This window comes from Rossellomorea sp. QJM3NY_18, assembly GCF_056173145.1.
On sequence record NZ_CM149659.1, the window covers coordinates 1,738,181 to 1,754,844 of the forward strand.

Annotated in this window: 14 protein-coding genes; all 14 read left to right on the top strand. The window is 45.4% G+C overall.

All coding sequences use genetic code 11. The features are described from left to right. Positions 1 to 68: 68 nt before the first annotated feature. The 14 genes from ileS (at position 69) to pyrE (ending at position 16,606) form a co-directional block, all read left to right on the top strand. Positions 69 to 2,840, top strand: a complete 2,772-nt coding sequence (gene ileS, locus AC0VXY_RS08945) for an isoleucine--tRNA ligase (RefSeq protein WP_475527565.1) — start codon at positions 69 to 71, stop codon at positions 2,838 to 2,840. 134 nt (positions 2,841 to 2,974) lie between these two features. Continuing rightward, on the top strand, positions 2,975 to 3,256 hold the full coding sequence (locus AC0VXY_RS08950; RefSeq protein WP_435991448.1) for a hypothetical protein: 282 nt from the start codon (positions 2,975 to 2,977) through the stop codon (positions 3,254 to 3,256). A 106-nt stretch (positions 3,257 to 3,362) separates the two neighbouring features. Then, the gene (gene lspA, locus AC0VXY_RS08955) at positions 3,363 to 3,857 is read left to right on the top strand and encodes a signal peptidase II (RefSeq protein ID WP_435991446.1); all 495 of its coding nucleotides are present in this window, start codon (positions 3,363 to 3,365) and stop codon (positions 3,855 to 3,857) included. Then, positions 3,829 to 4,740: an RluA family pseudouridine synthase gene (locus AC0VXY_RS08960; protein ID WP_435991444.1), complete on the top strand. Its 912-nt coding sequence runs from the start codon at positions 3,829 to 3,831 to the stop codon at positions 4,738 to 4,740. Before lspA ends, AC0VXY_RS08960 begins: the two co-directional genes overlap by 29 nt. A 195-nt stretch (positions 4,741 to 4,935) precedes the next feature. Continuing rightward, positions 4,936 to 5,481, top strand: coding sequence for a bifunctional pyr operon transcriptional regulator/uracil phosphoribosyltransferase PyrR (pyrR, locus tag AC0VXY_RS08965; protein ID WP_336199115.1), 546 nt, complete (start codon positions 4,936 to 4,938; stop codon positions 5,479 to 5,481). A 145-nt stretch (positions 5,482 to 5,626) separates the two neighbouring features. Then, the gene (locus AC0VXY_RS08970; protein WP_435991441.1) at positions 5,627 to 6,955 is read left to right on the top strand and encodes a solute carrier family 23 protein; all 1,329 of its coding nucleotides are present in this window, start codon (positions 5,627 to 5,629) and stop codon (positions 6,953 to 6,955) included. Positions 6,956 to 7,121: 166 nt separating this feature from the next. Beyond that, positions 7,122 to 8,000, top strand: a complete 879-nt coding sequence (locus AC0VXY_RS08975; RefSeq protein ID WP_475527842.1) for an aspartate carbamoyltransferase catalytic subunit — start codon at positions 7,122 to 7,124, stop codon at positions 7,998 to 8,000. A gap of 16 nt (positions 8,001 to 8,016) precedes the next feature. Further along, positions 8,017 to 9,303 (top strand): dihydroorotase, encoded by a 1,287-nt coding sequence (locus AC0VXY_RS08980; protein WP_475527566.1) that lies wholly within the window; start codon positions 8,017 to 8,019, stop codon positions 9,301 to 9,303. Then, positions 9,300 to 10,391: a carbamoyl phosphate synthase small subunit gene (locus AC0VXY_RS08985; RefSeq protein ID WP_435991437.1), complete on the top strand. Its 1,092-nt coding sequence runs from the start codon at positions 9,300 to 9,302 to the stop codon at positions 10,389 to 10,391. Before AC0VXY_RS08980 ends, AC0VXY_RS08985 begins: the two co-directional genes overlap by 4 nt. Continuing rightward, on the top strand, positions 10,384 to 13,596 hold the full coding sequence (gene carB, locus AC0VXY_RS08990; RefSeq protein ID WP_475527567.1) for a carbamoyl-phosphate synthase large subunit: 3,213 nt from the start codon (positions 10,384 to 10,386) through the stop codon (positions 13,594 to 13,596). The genes AC0VXY_RS08985 and carB overlap by 8 nt, the downstream gene beginning before the upstream one ends. After that, positions 13,593 to 14,366: a dihydroorotate dehydrogenase electron transfer subunit gene (locus tag AC0VXY_RS08995; protein ID WP_475527568.1), complete on the top strand. Its 774-nt coding sequence runs from the start codon at positions 13,593 to 13,595 to the stop codon at positions 14,364 to 14,366. Before carB ends, AC0VXY_RS08995 begins: the two co-directional genes overlap by 4 nt. Next, complete coding sequence (locus AC0VXY_RS09000; RefSeq protein WP_475527569.1) at positions 14,363 to 15,304, top strand: dihydroorotate dehydrogenase; 942 nt, start codon at positions 14,363 to 14,365, stop codon at positions 15,302 to 15,304. The genes AC0VXY_RS08995 and AC0VXY_RS09000 overlap by 4 nt, the downstream gene beginning before the upstream one ends. Further along, positions 15,276 to 15,986 (top strand): orotidine-5'-phosphate decarboxylase, encoded by a 711-nt coding sequence (gene pyrF / locus AC0VXY_RS09005; RefSeq protein ID WP_435991429.1) that lies wholly within the window; start codon positions 15,276 to 15,278, stop codon positions 15,984 to 15,986. The genes AC0VXY_RS09000 and pyrF overlap by 29 nt, the downstream gene beginning before the upstream one ends. Further along, positions 15,983 to 16,606, top strand: coding sequence for an orotate phosphoribosyltransferase (pyrE, locus tag AC0VXY_RS09010; RefSeq protein ID WP_475527570.1), 624 nt, complete (start codon positions 15,983 to 15,985; stop codon positions 16,604 to 16,606). The genes pyrF and pyrE overlap by 4 nt, the downstream gene beginning before the upstream one ends. Positions 16,607 to 16,664 lie beyond the last annotated feature (58 nt).

A 16,664-nucleotide genomic window follows, 5' to 3' on the forward strand; every position in this document is an offset into this window, starting at 1 on the left:
TGCCTGATTAAGAAGTAAAGGATATAGAAATGATGGCAATTAAGAGAAACGATTAGGAGGATGATTTCATGGAATATAAAGATACATTACTGATGCCGAAAACGGAATTCCCGATGAGAGGGAACTTACCTAAGCGAGAACCGGATACACAGAAAAAGTGGGAAGAGATGGACATCTATCATAAGGTACAGGAAAGAACGAGTGATCGTCCTTTATTCGTCCTTCACGATGGGCCTCCATATGCCAATGGGAATATCCATATGGGTCACGCATTGAATAAGATCCTGAAAGACTTTATCGTACGCTATAAATCCATGAGCGGTTATCATGCCCCTTATGTTCCAGGTTGGGACACTCACGGTTTGCCGATTGAGCAGGCGTTAACGAATAAAGGCGTGAAGCGTAAAGAAATGACAATCGCGGAGTTCCGTAAATTATGTGAAGAATATGCTTATGAGCAAGTGGATAATCAACGTAAGCAATTTAAGCAATTAGGTGTACGTGGCGATTGGGAAAACCCGTACATCACATTAAAACCTGAATATGAAGCACAGCAAATCAAAGTTTTCGGTGATATGGCGAAAAAAGGTTATATCTATAAAGGGAAAAAGCCGGTCTATTGGTCACCATCAAGTGAATCAGCCCTTGCAGAAGCAGAAATCGAGTATCAGGATAAGCGTTCCCCATCCATTTATGTCGGGTTTGCCGTTACAGAGGGTAAGGGTGTCCTTGAAGAAGGAACCCAACTCGTAATCTGGACGACGACACCTTGGACAATTCCTGCGAACCTTGGGATTGCCGTACATGCAGACTTGAACTATGTTGTAGTAAATGTGAAGGAAAACAACTATGTCGTAGCCGAAGATTTGCTTGAAGATGTCGCAGAGAATCTTGAATGGGAAAACCCTTCTGTAGTTAATAAGGTCAAAGGAGCAGAACTCGAACATATCGTGGCTAAACATCCCCTGTACGATCGTGACTCCCTTGTAGTCCTTGGTGAGCATGTTACGACTGATTCAGGTACTGGCTGTGTCCATACAGCTCCAGGGCACGGGGAGGATGACTTCCTTGTAGGGAAGAAATACGGACTGGATGTTTTATGTCCGGTGGATGATAAAGGGGTTATGACTTCAGAAGCTCCCGGATTTGAAGGTTTATTCTATGATAAGGCAAATAAACCAATCACAGAAAAGCTTCAGGAAGCTGGGGCATTACTGAAATTAAACTTCATCACTCACTCTTACCCACATGACTGGCGCACGAAAAAGCCGGTTATTTTTAGAGCGACGGCACAATGGTTTGCATCCATAGATAAATTCCGCAAAGAATTACTTCAAGCGGTAAATGATACGAAATGGGTTCCTGCATGGGGAGAAACACGTCTATACAATATGGTCAGAGACCGTGGAGACTGGTGTATTTCCCGTCAGCGTGCATGGGGAGTGCCGATCCCAGTATTCTATGCTGAAAATGGTCAGGAGATCATTACAGATGAGACGATCGATCATGTGTCTAAGCTTTTCCGTGATCATGGATCAAACATTTGGTTTGAGAAAGAAGCAAAAGACCTTTTACCTGAAGGATTTACTCACGAAGCTAGTCCGAATGGAAAATTCACGAAAGAACAGGACATCATGGACGTATGGTTCGATTCAGGATCTTCCCATCAGGCTGTTCTTGAGGAAAGAGATGACTTGCAGCGACCTGCAGATCTTTATTTGGAAGGATCCGACCAGTATCGCGGTTGGTTCAACTCATCATTGACGACAGGTGTAGCCGTAACGGGTAAAGCTCCATACAAAGGCGTGTTAAGTCACGGATTCGCTCTTGATGGAGACGGAAGAAAGATGAGTAAATCATTAGGGAACGTCGTTGTCCCCGAAAAGGTAATGAAACAGCTTGGAGCCGATATCCTTCGTCTTTGGGTAGCGTCTGTTGATTATCAGGCAGATGTTCGGGTTTCTGATCCAATCTTGAAGCAGGTGGCTGAAGTCTATCGGAAGATCCGTAACACCTATCGTTTCTTATTAGGGAACCTTTCTGACTTTAACCCTGAAACAGATGCGGTATCCTTTGATGGATTAAGAGAAGTAGATCAATTTATGCTCGTGAAGCTGAATGATCTTGTGAAGAATGTGAAAAATTCGTACGATAAATATGAATTCGCAAGCATCTATCATGCGGTCAATAACTTCTGTACATTGGATTTAAGTTCATTCTACCTGGATTTTGCAAAGGATGTTCTATATATCGAGTCAGAAAATCATTATGAGCGCAGAGCGATTCAGACGGTATTGTATGAAAGCCTGGTTGCCCTTACAAAACTGATGTCCCCAATCCTTTCCCATACAGCAGATGAGGTTTGGGCATATATCCCGGGTGCAGAGGGCGAAAGTGTTCAGCTAACCGATATGCCTGAAGTACAACAACTCGCAAATGCGGATGAATTGAAGGGAAAATGGAACACATTCTTAGAATTAAGGGATGATGTTCTAAAAGCACTTGAGGAAGCCCGTAATCAGAAGGTGATCGGTAAGTCATTAACGGCTAAAGTGACCCTATTTGTAAATGATGAAACGAAAGGCTTACTCGATTCCATCAAAGAGGACTTAAAACAGCTGTTCATCGTATCAGCCTTTGAAATCGGCGGAGCGGTGAACGAAGCTCCGGAGCATGCGTTAAGCCTGGGTGAAAACAACATCGTCGTCGAAAAAGCTGAAGGTGAAACATGTGACCGCTGTTGGATTGTTACAACAACAGTAGGAGAGGATAAAGATCATCCAACACTTTGCACACGCTGTGCAGCTGTTGTGAAAGAAAGTTATTCTCATTTGGCTTAGTGTAAATATGTAGAGGTGACCTGTCATTTGGCAGGTCCCTTTTTTGACTAAAGTGTTTCTAATTCCATAATTGCTATATCTTGCAACACAATATTCAGGGTCATTTCCCCCATACTATAAATGGAGGGATCAAGATGACATATGACCGATACACATCCATTGTAGAAGAGCTGAAACAATCCTTGAAAGAGCTTGAAGCAAGTCAATCTCAACATCCTTTAATCCAGCAGTATATAAATGAAGAAATCACCGAGGTAAAACAGGCACTGAGTCGTGTCCGGGATAATCAATACGGATATTGTGAATTGAGTGGGCAAGAGATCCCATTTGATTACATGTTGATGAACCCAACCTGTACGACAATCGAAGATGCATTCGAATGGAGAAGGTTTGGGAAGATTTCATCATATTCTTAGATTTCACTCGCGTTTCCTTCGTTCTTCTCCAGTTTAAGTGTCTTTATTTCCCCTTTTATGCTAAAATGCAAAGGTAATCATTTAAAGATGTTCGGAGGTTGCCTTTGTGTATTATTATTTAGTGGCTTTGGTTGTTATTGGACTGGATCAATTAACAAAATGGTTGGTTGTAAGAAGAATGACCGAGGGAGAAAGCATTTCGATCATAGATAATGTCTTTTATCTTACTTCTCATCGGAATCAAGGTGCAGCATGGGGAATACTCCAAGGACAAATGTGGTTTTTTTACATTATTACATTAATAGTGATTGTAGGTATCGTGTATTATATGCAAGTCCATGCAAAAGGGCATTCATTGTTTAGTCTGAGTCTTGCTTTCATGCTAGGCGGAGCAATTGGAAACTTTATTGACCGTGTCTTCAGAAAAGAAGTGGTCGATTTCTTAAATACATACATCTTTTCCTATGATTTCCCGATTTTTAATATTGCCGATGCAGCATTAACCATTGGAGTAGCACTGTTACTGATTTATATGTATTTAGACGAACGAAAAGCAAAGAAGGAGAACAAAAATGGAAGTAATTCAGCACAACATACTTGAGGAAAGCCAGGGAGAACGAATCGATAAGGTCGTAAGTCAATTGAATAAGGATTGGTCCCGTTCCCAGGTTCAACAATGGATTAAAGAAGGTCATATTAAAGTAAATGAAGAAGCGGTCAAGCCTAACTTTAAGTGTCCGTTGAATGCAGTCATCACTGTATCGATTCCGGAACCGGAAGAATTAGATGTAGAACCGGAAGACCTTAACCTTGATATCGCCTATGAAGACGGGGATGTCATCGTCGTAAATAAGCCGAAAGGGATGGTCGTCCACCCCGCACCGGGGCATTATTCAGGAACAATGGTGAACGGATTGATGCATCACTGTAAGGACCTGTCAGGCATCAATGGCGTTTTGCGACCAGGGATTGTCCACCGTATTGATAAGGATACATCGGGATTGCTGATGGTAGCGAAAAATGACATGGCACACGAGCATCTGGTAAATCAGCTGGTGGCAAAGTCCGTTACAAGAAAATATACAGCCATCGTACATGGCCTGATCCCCCACGAATACGGGACGATCGATGCCCCGATCGGCAGGGATCCTAAAGACCGCCAAAGTATGGCTGTCGTGGATAATGGCAAACAAGCGGTCACGCATTTCAAAGTGTTGGACCGGTATAAAGATTTCACACTCGTTGAATGTGAATTAGAGACAGGAAGAACCCATCAAATCCGTGTCCATATGAAATATATCGGCTTTCCGCTGGCGGGTGATCCGAAATATGGCCCGCGAAAGACGTTGAGCATTGAAGGACAGGCCCTTCATGCCGGAGTGCTTGGGTTTGTTCATCCAAGAACCGAAGAGTATATGGAGTTTCATGCGGAGTTACCCGAAGAATTTTCGAAATTGGTTAAGCATCTTGAAAATAACCGTTGACAAATTTCGACCAGACCTTTATGATGATATTAATTGAATAAGTAACCTTTAATACGGTCCCGTGAGGCTGAGAAGGAGCAGTGTACGACCAAAATTCTTTGGCGTGCAATACGATCATAACGATAAGTGTGCCCTCTCATCTCTACGGTGAGAGGGATTTTTTATTTAAATAATAATTAAAACGAGGTGGCGAATATGACAAAGAAAGCAACGGTACTGGATCAACCCGCCATTCGAAGAGCGCTCACACGGATCGCCCATGAAATCATCGAACGAAACAAAGGAATTGAAGATTGCGTCCTTGTTGGAATCAAAACAAGGGGCATTTATATCGCCAATCGATTAGCCGAGCGGATCCATGCGATTGAAGGGGAAGAAATTCCGGTCGGAGAAATAGACATCACCCTATACCGTGATGATTTAACGACGAAGACAGAGGATCACGAACCGGAAGTGAAGGGTTCTGACCTTCCGGTTGATATTACAAACAAGAAAGTCATTTTGGTGGATGATGTCTTATTCACCGGAAGAACGGTCCGGGCGGGATTGGATGCCTTAATGGATCTCGGCAGGCCAAGTCAGATTCAACTGGCTGTACTGGTCGACCGTGGACATAGGGAATTACCGATACGGGCAGACTTCGTCGGGAAGAATATTCCGACATCAAGCTCTGAAAAAATCATGGTCGCATTATCAGAAGTCGATCAGGAAGACATCGTTGCCATACACGAAAAAGAATAATGGAAGTCCTTTTAATAGCGGTCCAGAGAGGCTGACAAAGGATGGGAATGAAGGTAGAATCAGGCCTTCTTGTACCCTCTTTGTGCCCTCTTTACAAAGAGGGTTTTTTAATGGGTAAAAATGGGTATTGGAGGAGAAAACAAACATGAATCAAAATCAACAAGTCGTTTTAGACGTAGAAGAAGTACCTAATATAGGAAAATGGATTACATTTAGCATACAACATTTATTCGCCATGTTCGGTGCAACAGTGCTGGTTCCATTCCTGGTGGGGTTAAGCCCGGGGGTTGCTTTAATTTCAAGCGGACTCGGAACACTTGCCTATCTCCTGATCACGAAGGGGAGGATCCCTGCTTACCTGGGGTCGTCATTCGCTTTCATCGCACCGATCCTGGCTGCCAAGAGCCTGGGAGGGCCGGAGGCTGCCATGATGGGAAGCTTTCTCGCAGGAATTGTATACGGAATCGTTGCGCTGCTCATATCAAAGCTTGGATTGAAATGGCTGATCAGGATTCTCCCTCCGATTGTGGTAGGGCCCGTTATCATGGTGATTGGATTAGGTCTTGCCGGAACCGCCGTCAATATGGCCATGTATGAAAATCCTGGAGCAGAACAATTGGTTTACAGTAACACGCACTTCATGGTGGCGCTTGCCACATTGGGAATCACGGTCATTTGTTCGATTTACTTCAAAGGATTTCTCGGGATGGTCCCGATTCTCGCTGGTATCATCGGAGGATATGTCATCGCGGTTTTTGCAGGGCTGGTGGATTTTCAACAGGTAATCGATGCTCCCTTCTTCCAGATGCCGGACTTCTTTGTCCCATTTGTAGACTACACACCTAGCTTCTCTTGGGAGATCGTATCCATCATGGTCCCGGTTGCACTGGTGACCCTGGCAGAACATACAGGGGACCAGATGGTATTAAGTAAAGTCGTAGGACGAAATTTCATTGAAAAGCCGGGTCTTCACCGCTCCATCCTGGGGGACGGGGTAGCGACTGTGATCGCCTCCTTCCTGGGTGGACCGCCAAATACAACGTATGGAGAAAACATCGGAGTGCTTGCCATTACACGGGTGTTCAGCGTCTTTGTCATCGGCGGGGCGGCGGTACTTGCCATCATGTTCGGATTTGTCGGCAAGATAACAGCCTTGATCGGCTCGATTCCATCAGCGGTCATGGGTGGGGTATCCATCCTGCTGTTCGGAATCATCGCTTCAAGTGGACTCCGTATGTTAATCGATAACAAAGTAGATTTAGGAAACAAGCGTAATCTAGTCATCTCGAGTGTCATCCTTGTAATCGGAGTAGGAGGGGCATTCGTAAAGGTCAACGAGCAGGTTTCTCTATCGGGAATGGCCCTTGCGGCGATCGTTGGGGTGTTTTTGAACCTTGTCCTGCCGGGCCGGGAAGAAAGCGAAGGGAAGAACAATTTATTCGAAGAAGAAAAAGCTAAGCATGACGTTGCATAAATAGAAACACCTTTTAACATGGTCCAGAGAGTCTAAGAAGGGTGAATTTGAACAAGACATGCGGGATTTTTCCGCACTGTCACAGTTGATACGTTCAAAAACACCCTGTCGGGAAGAAGACAGGGTGTTTTTTTTGAAAGAGAAGAGAGGAAAGGGTTGTCTCATGATGAAGAACTTGTTGACGATGAATGACTTACCAAAAGAAGAAATCATTCAAATACTGGATCAGGCGGAACGTTTTCAAAAAGGGGAAACCTGGGAGTGTGGGACAAAGAAATTCGCTGCCAATCTTTTCTTCGAAGCAAGTACACGTACAAAATGCAGCTTTGAAATGGCGGAAAGAAAACTTGGTCTTGAAGTCATCCCCTTCGAAGCCCAGACGTCAAGCATCCAAAAAGGTGAAAGCTTGTATGATACGGTGAAAACATTAGAGAGCATAGGAGTCGATACGGTCGTCATCCGTCATTCCATTGAACGCTATTTTGATCAACTGGCCCCTCTCAATATGAGTGTGATCAATGGAGGGGATGGGTGTGGAAATCATCCCACTCAATGTCTGTTGGACCTGATGACCATCCGTCAGGAATTTGGCCGATTCGAAGGACTAAAGGTATCCATCATCGGAGATATAGCCCATAGCAGGGTTGCCAGGTCTAATGCGGAAGCCTTGACGAAACTAGGTGCAGAAGTCATTTTTTCAGGACCAAAGGAATGGTTCCCATCAACAGACCGAACGAACTATCTGCCTATAGATGAATGCATAACCGATTCTGATGTCATCATGCTTCTCCGTATCCAGCATGAACGTCACGAGAGTACATCGACCCTGACGAAAGAGGAATACCATGAAAGCTTCGGATTGACAGAATCCAGGAAAGACAGGATGAAATCATCCGGTATCATCCTCCATCCCGCACCTGTCAATCGAGGGGTGGAAATAGCCGACTCGTTGGTTGAATGTAAGCAATCAAGAATCTTTAATCAGATGGAAAATGGAGTATACGTGAGAATGGCCGTTTTAAAAAGAGCACTCGAAATCAACTGACCAGGGGGAATTTGAAATGAATTGGTTAATCCGTAATGCACGAATTGTAACAAAGAATGGTGATCTGGAGACGGTGGATGTAAAGGTGGAAGAAAAGAAAATCATCGAGATCGGTTCAGAGCTGAAAGGGAAAGATCACGAGGAATTTCAAGCAGAAGGGTTAGTGATTTCACCAGGCTTTGTCGATCTCCATGTCCATCTAAGGGAACCGGGCGGAGAACATAAGGAAACCATCGAAACGGGAACGAAATCAGCAGCAAAAGGCGGTTTCACCACCATCGCGGCAATGCCCAATACTAGACCTGTACCTGACTCAGTGGAAAATCTACAGTCCCTTAATCAGAAAATTTCTGACACAGCAGGTGTTCGCGTGTTACCGTATGCTGCCATCACGGAAAGACAAATCGGGAATAAGCTTAATGACTTACCATCATTAAAAGAAAACGGGGCATTTGCATTCACAGACGATGGGGTAGGGGTACAATCAGCGGATATGATGTATCAAGCCATGAAGATGGCAGCCGGGATCAATGCCTCCATAGTCGCCCATTGTGAAGAGAATACCTTGATTTATGGAGGAGCGGTCCATGATGGGACATTCTCCAAAGAGCATAATCTGCCAGGCATTCCTTCCATCTGTGAAGCAGTACATATATCTAGGGATGTTCTTCTGGCTGAAGCAGCGGGAGTCCATTACCACGTCTGCCATATATCGACAAAAGAATCTGTCAGGGTGGTCAGGGATGCGAAGAAAGCCGGTATCAACGTGACGGCTGAAGTGACACCCCATCATCTTCTGCTCTCAGAAGACGATATCCCAGGGCTTGATCCCAACTTCAAAATGAATCCGCCTCTTAGGAGTAAAGAGGATCGACAGGCTCTTATAGAGGGGCTCTTGGACGGAACGATTGATTTCATCGCCACCGACCATGCCCCGCATACAGAAGCCGAAAAGTCGGAAGGGATGCAGCTCGCTCCGTTCGGAATCGTCGGGTTGGAGACGGCATTTCCGCTGCTCTATACAAACTTTGTGGAAAAAGGGATCTTTACACTGAAACAGCTTATTGACTGGATGACCATCAAACCAAGTTCTGCATTCAATCTTCCGTTTGGACTACTTGAAGTAGGAGGAGAAGCAGACTTTACGCTCATTGATTTGCAAGAACAAAAAGAAATCGACCCGGCTGGATTTGTATCCAAAGGAAAGAACACACCATTTAAAGGATGGGAATGCAAAGGATGGCCGAAAGCAACTTTTTATCAGGGATCTCTTGTATGGAATGAAGGAGGAAACGAACAATGAAAAGACAACTCATTTTAGACGATGGAACGGTTTTCGTGGGAGAAGGATTCGGAGCGAATGAAGAAACGATCGGTGAAGTGGTATTCAATACAAGCATGACTGGCTACCAGGAAATACTTTCAGATCCATCCTACTGTGGCCAGCTTGTCACCATGACGTATCCCCTTGTAGGGAACTACGGCATCAACCGGGATGACTTTGAGTCGATTACCCCTGCCATCAAAGCGTTCATTGTGAGAGAAGTGGCGGACTTCCCTTCTAACTGGAGAAATGAATCAACGTTGGATGAATTATTAAAAATAAAAGGAATTCCTGGGATTTCAGGTATCGATACCAGAAAGTTAACCAGGATCATCAGGAAGCATGGAGCCATGAAAGGCATCATTTGTGCAGCCGAAATAGATTCAGGGGCAATGCTTGATAAGCTGCATGGTACAGATCTGCGAACAGATCAAGTCAAGCAGGTATCCACGAAGACGGCCTACGCAAGCCCTGGAAGAGGGTATCGTGTGGTGCTGATGGATTTTGGGATGAAGCACGGGATTCTAAGGGAATTAAACAAGCGTGATTGTGACGTAATCGTCGTTCCTTATGATACTTCTGCTGAAGAAATCAGACGCCTGCAGCCTGACGGGATCATGTTATCGAATGGACCGGGGGATCCGAAAGATGTACCGGAAGCAATTGAAACGATCAAAGAACTGCTTGGTGAAATTCCACTCTTCGGTATCTGCCTAGGGCATCAATTATTTGCCCTTGCGTGTGGAGGGGACTCTTTCAAAATGAAATTTGGCCATCGTGGCGGCAACCATCCGGTCAAAGATTTAAAATCAGGAAAGGTCGCACTGACTTCACAGAACCATGGCTATGCAGTGGATGAAAAGTCTTTAGCCGGATCAAGAATACAGGTCACCCATTTAGCTATAAATGATGGAACAGTAGAAGGATTGAAGCATTTGGACTTTCCTGCCTTTACGGTTCAGTATCATCCTGAAGCATCTCCGGGACCAGAGGATTCAAACTACTTATTCGATGATTTCTTACAATTGATGAAAGAAGAGAAAAGAAAGGAGCTTCAACATGCCTAAACGTACAGACATTAAAAGCATCTTGGTTATCGGAAGCGGACCTATCATCATTGGACAGGCGGCGGAATTCGACTACGCCGGAACACAAGCTTGCATCGCATTGAAAGAGGAAGGCTACAGGGTCATCCTTGTAAACTCAAATCCTGCCACGATCATGACAGATGCTGAAATGGCAGATAAAGTATATATCGAACCATTGACACTTGAATTTGTCAGCAGGATCATCCGTAAAGAACGACCGGATGCGCTGCTGCCTACATTAGGTGGCCAAACGGGATTGAACATGGCTGTTGAACTTGCCCAGTCAGGGGTCTTGGAAGAATGCGGAGTAGAAATCCTCGGGACGAAACTTTCTGCCATCGAGAAGGCGGAAGATCGTGATTTGTTCAGGAACTTGATGAATGAAATGGGAGAACCGGTTCCGGATAGTGAAATCATTCATTCCCTGGATGAAGCCTATCAATTTGTGAATGAAATCGGATATCCGGTCATTGTCCGTCCAGCCTACACATTGGGAGGAACCGGAGGGGGAATCTGTCACAACGAAGACGAATTGGTCGAGATTGTAAGCTCAGGATTGAAATACAGCCCTGTAACACAATGCCTGCTGGAAAAAAGTATTGCAGGCTTCAAAGAGGTAGAATATGAGGTTATGCGGGACGCAGCCGATAACGCCATCGTGGTGTGTAATATGGAGAACATAGATCCTGTTGGAATCCATACGGGAGACTCAATCGTGGTGGCACCAAGCCAAACATTAAGTGACCGCGAATATCAAATGCTCCGGAATACAAGTTTAAGTATCATTCGTGAGCTGGGAATCGAGGGAGGCTGTAACGTTCAGCTGGCACTCGATCCTGACAGCTTCCAGTATTACATCATTGAAGTGAATCCCAGGGTGAGCCGTTCATCTGCACTGGCATCCAAGGCGACCGGTTACCCGATTGCAAAGCTTGCAGCGAAGATCGCCGTCGGCCTGACATTGGATGAAATGATGAATCCGGTTACGGGTAAAACGTATGCATCATTCGAACCTGCACTGGATTATGTTGTGACGAAGATTCCAAGATGGCCATTTGATAAATTCGAAGCTGCCAAACGAAACCTCGGTACCCAAATGAAAGCAACCGGAGAAGTGATGGCGATCGGCCGGACCTTCGAAGAATCACTACTGAAAGCGATCCGCTCCCTTGAAAGCAATACGTATCACATGGAATTGAGTGACGCGGATCAATTTACAGACGAGTGGATCGAAAAAAGGATCAGGAAAGCAGGGGATGAACGCCTCTTCTATATCGGCGAAGCGCTGAGAAGGGGAGTGACAATCGAGACCCTTCATGAATGGAGCAAAATCGACCTCTTCTTCTTATATAAAATGAATAGAATCATAGAGTTTGAAAAAGAACTGGCATTGAGCCCCTTCAACTTTGAGCTTGCACAAAAAGCGAAGCGCATGGGCTTCTCAGATATCACCATGGCAAGGTTATGGGAAAGTAAGGAAAGAGATGTGTATACATGGAGAAAAGAAAATGACCTTATCCCGGTATATAAAATGGTCGATACCTGTGCAGCAGAGTTTGAATCAGAAACTCCCTACTTCTACGGGACTTATGAAGACGAGAATGAATCAAGGGTCACAGAACGTGAGAGTGTCATCGTCCTCGGTTCTGGACCGATCAGGATCGGACAGGGAGTGGAGTTTGATTATGCAACCGTTCACTCCGTTTGGGCCATTAAAGAAGCGGGTTATGAAGCCATCATCGTGAATAACAATCCGGAAACGGTCTCGACCGACTTCAGTATTTCGGATAAATTATATTTCGAGCCACTGACGGTGGAAGATGTGATGCACATCATCGATCTTGAAAAGCCAAAGGGAGTCGTCGTCCAGTTTGGTGGACAAACGGCCATCAACCTGGCAGATGAGCTGGTGAAAAGAGGCGTCAAGATTCTGGGTACTTCACTTGAGGATCTCGATCGCGCGGAGAACCGTGATAAATTCGAGCATACTCTTAACCAACTCGGCATCCCTCAACCTAAAGGCAAAACAGCAGTTTCGGTAGAAGGGGCACTTGAAATAGCAAAAAGCATCGGATACCCGGTTCTGGTAAGACCTTCGTACGTCCTCGGAGGACGGGCCATGGAGATTGTATACAGGGAAGAAGAGCTTCTCCAGTACATGAAAAATGCTGTAAAAGTCAATCCCCAGCACCCGGTTTTAATCGACCGTTATCTGATCGGCAAGGAAATCGAAGTGGATGCCATCTCAGACGGTTCAGACGTGGTCATACCGGGAATTATGGAGCATATCGAACGTGCGGGGGTTCATTCGGGGGATTCCATCGCAGTGTATCCTCCACAACAGATTACACATGAACAGAAACAAACCATTATCGATTATACGACAAGACTGGCAAAAGGGTTGAACATTATCGGATTACTGAACATCCAGTATGTCATCTCAAAAGGCGAAGTATTCGTCCTGGAAGTGAACCCTCGTTCCAGCCGGACCGTGCCATTCATCAGTAAAATCACAAATGTCCCAATGGCGAATATTGCGACCAAGTCTATCCTTGGAATATCCCTGAAAGATCAAGGATATGAATCAGGACTGGTTCCTGAAAAACAGGGTGTGTACGTCAAAGTTCCAGTCTTCTCCTTTGCTAAACTTAGACGGGTGGACATTACGCTCGGACCTGAGATGAAATCTACAGGTGAAGTAATGGGGAAAGATCAGACCTTAGAGAAGGCACTCTACAAGGGGATGGTTGCTGCAGGAATGCAAATGAAGGAATATGGCTCCGTGCTCATGACTGTAGCAGATAAAGACAAGGATGAAGCAGTACTCCTGGCAAAACGCTTTATCGATATCGGCTATCAAATCCTCGCAACGAAGGGTACGGCAGAGCATCTGGACAAGGCAGGTATCACTGTCCGTGAAGTGGATAAGATCGGTTCCAGCGGTCCTACATTATTGGATATCATCCAAAGTGGTGAAACACAGCTTGTCATCAATACATTGACAAAAGGAAAGCAACCTGCCCGGGATGGATTCAGAATTCGAAGGGAATCGGTCGAAAACGGAATTCCTTGTCTTACGTCACTGGACACTGCAGAAGCCATCCTGAGAGTGATTGAATCCATGACTTTCTCAGCAGAGGCACTTGACTCACTACCGAAAGTGAAAGAGGCGGATTATCAATGATCGTTAACGAAAAGATGATTGTGCTTTCTCATGAACGGATAGCTGAAAATATTTTTGAACTCGTTCTTCAAGGAAATCTGGTGGATCAAATAATGGCCCCGGGCCAGTTCGTTCATGTGAAAGTAGGGACGGGAATCGACCCTTTACTGAGAAGGCCGATTTCCATCGCCTCCCACGATCCTGAACAACATACCATGACCCTTATCTACCGGGCTGAAGGAAAAGGGACACGACTTCTTTCCCTTGTGGATCGTAGTGAAAGGGTCGACGTATTAGGCCCTTTAGGTAATGGTTTCTCCGTGGGAGACGAAAGTAAGACCGCGCTGTTGATAGGTGGAGGGATTGGCGTGCCTCCCCTCTACGGTCTTTCCAGAAAGCTTGTAGAAAACGGTTGGGAAGTGAAGCACATTCTTGGTTTTCAAAATGAATCTGTCAGCTTTTATGAAGATAAGTTCGGGGAACTTGGGCTCACATATGTTGCCACTGTCGACGGCTCCCTTGGTAGTGTTGGATTTGTAACAGATGTCATCTCTGAAGAGAAGCCGGACTTTGATGTGTTTTATTCCTGTGGACCGACACCCATGCTGAAAGCTCTTGAAAGGCAATTGAAAGGCAAACGCGGTTTCATCTCATTAGAGGAGCGAATGGGATGCGGAATCGGGGCTTGTTTCGCCTGCGTTTGCCATAAACAGGATGATCCGGAAGGGTCTACCTACGTAAAGGTTTGCAGTGACGGACCGGTATTTCCAGTAGGGGAGGTGCTTTTATGAAATCATTACAAATCAAATTGCCGGGCTTGTCTTTAAAGAACCCGGTCATGCCGGCATCGGGCTGCTTTGGTTTCGGGCGTGAATATAGCCAGTTTTATGATTTGAACGAGCTTGGGGCGATCATGATCAAAGCCACGACGGAAGAGGCCCGCTTTGGAAATCCTACTCCAAGGGTTGCTGAAACAAACGGGGGTATGCTGAACGCAATCGGGTTACAAAATCCCGGGCTCAGCGGTGTGATGGAAAATGAACTTCCATGGCTTTCACAATTTGATGTACCGATCATTGCAAACGTGGCTGGTTCCCAAGTGGAAGAATATGTGGAAGTGGCAAGGGTCATTTCTTCCGCTGAAAACGTGACTGCACTTGAACTCAATATCTCCTGTCCAAATGTCAAAACGGGAGGAATCGCTTTCGGGACCATCCCTGAAGTGGCTAAGGAATTGACTGAGAAGGTTAAAGAAGTATCACAGGTCCCGCTGTATGTGAAATTATCACCGAACGTCTCCAATATCGTCGACATGGCTAAGGCTGTTGAAGCGGGAGGGGCAGACGGACTGACAATGATCAATACACTTCTCGGAATGAGATTGGATATGAAGACGGGCAGGCCGGTTCTTGCGAACAAAACCGGGGGATTATCCGGCCCTGCCATCAAACCGGTTGCCATCCGGATGATTTATGAAGTGAGTCAACAGGTGGACCTTCCGATTATTGGAATGGGTGGAATACAATCAGCTGAAGATGTGATTGAATACTTCTATGCCGGAGCCAGTGCCATTGCAGTCGGTACGGCGAATTTCGTTGATCCATTCGTATGCCAACGAATCATAAATGAGTTACCGCCTTTACTTGGGGAGCTCGGAGTCGAGCATATATCCCAATTAACCGGAAGGAGCTGGGGGAAGCATGAATCAAGCACCGTTCATAGCACTTGATTTCCCGACATGGGAGATGACTTCAACCTTCCTGGATCAATTTTCAGAAAGTCTGAATGTGAAAGTCGGTATGGAGTTGTACCTTCAAAATGGTCCGGCAATCATTGAGAAGATATTAAATAAAAATCATCGGATTTTCCTGGATCTGAAGCTTCATGATATTCCTCATACAGTGTACGGGGCCATGAAAGGACTTGCTGGCTTCGACCTGGAACTGATCAACGTCCATGCTGCAGGTGGCAGCATGATGATGGAAAAGGCGCTGGAGGGTCTCCATGCGGGAACTCCTGCCAATCATAAACGCCCAAACCTGATCGCCGTCACACAACTTACTTCGACAACGGAAGAACAGATGCAAAAAGAACAGCTTATCCATACTACCATCAATGAGTCTGTCCTGCATTATGCCACTCTAGCTAAAGATGCCGGACTGGATGGAGTGGTATGTTCTCCCCACGAATCGGGTCTGATAAAAGAACATTGCGGGAATGACTTTTTACGGGTCACTCCCGGGATCAGGTTAGCAGAAGATCAATTAGCAGATCAAAAAAGGGTCACTACACCACAAATGGCAAAAGGAATGGGTTCTTCCTACATAGTCGTTGGGAGAAGTATTACAGGTGCGGTGAATCCGGTCTTAGCATACGAACGGATCGTACATGAATGGGAGGGCAAAGAATGAAACATGAAATCGCAAAAAAATTACTTGACATCGAAGCCGTATTTTTAAACCCGACGGAGCCGTTTACATGGTCATCCGGAATAAAGTCACCGATTTATTGTGATAATCGGCTGACGCTGTCGTATCCTTCAGTACGGAACCGCATTTCTACGGGACTATCAGAGTTGATCCAAAAGTATTTTTCCGAGGCGGAAGTCATCGCCGGAACAGCAACCGCAGGAATTCCGCACGCCGCCTGGGTGAGTGAGAAATTAAATCTTCCTATGTGTTATGTCCGGTCAAAGCCTAAAGCCCATGGAAAAGGAAAGCAGATTGAAGGGATCGCGGCACCAGGACAAAAGATTGTCGTCGTTGAAGATCTTATCTCCACGGGAGGCAGCTGCATAAAAGCGGTTGACGCCTTAAGAGAAGCGGGATGTGACGTTTTAGGGGTGGTCGCGATCTTCACATATGAATTGGATAAAGGGAAAAAGATGCTTGAAGAACAAAATATCACATCCTATGCTCTATCCGATTATTCAAGCTTACTGGAGGTAGCAGTCCAAAATGAAATCATCAGTGAAGGTGAGTTGGAACAATTAAAGCTTTGGAGGAAAGACCCTGAGACATGGGGGATGTAAGTGGGAAAGTAACTCGTTTTTTGAGTTGCTTTTTGTCATTGTTCAAAATAAATACACT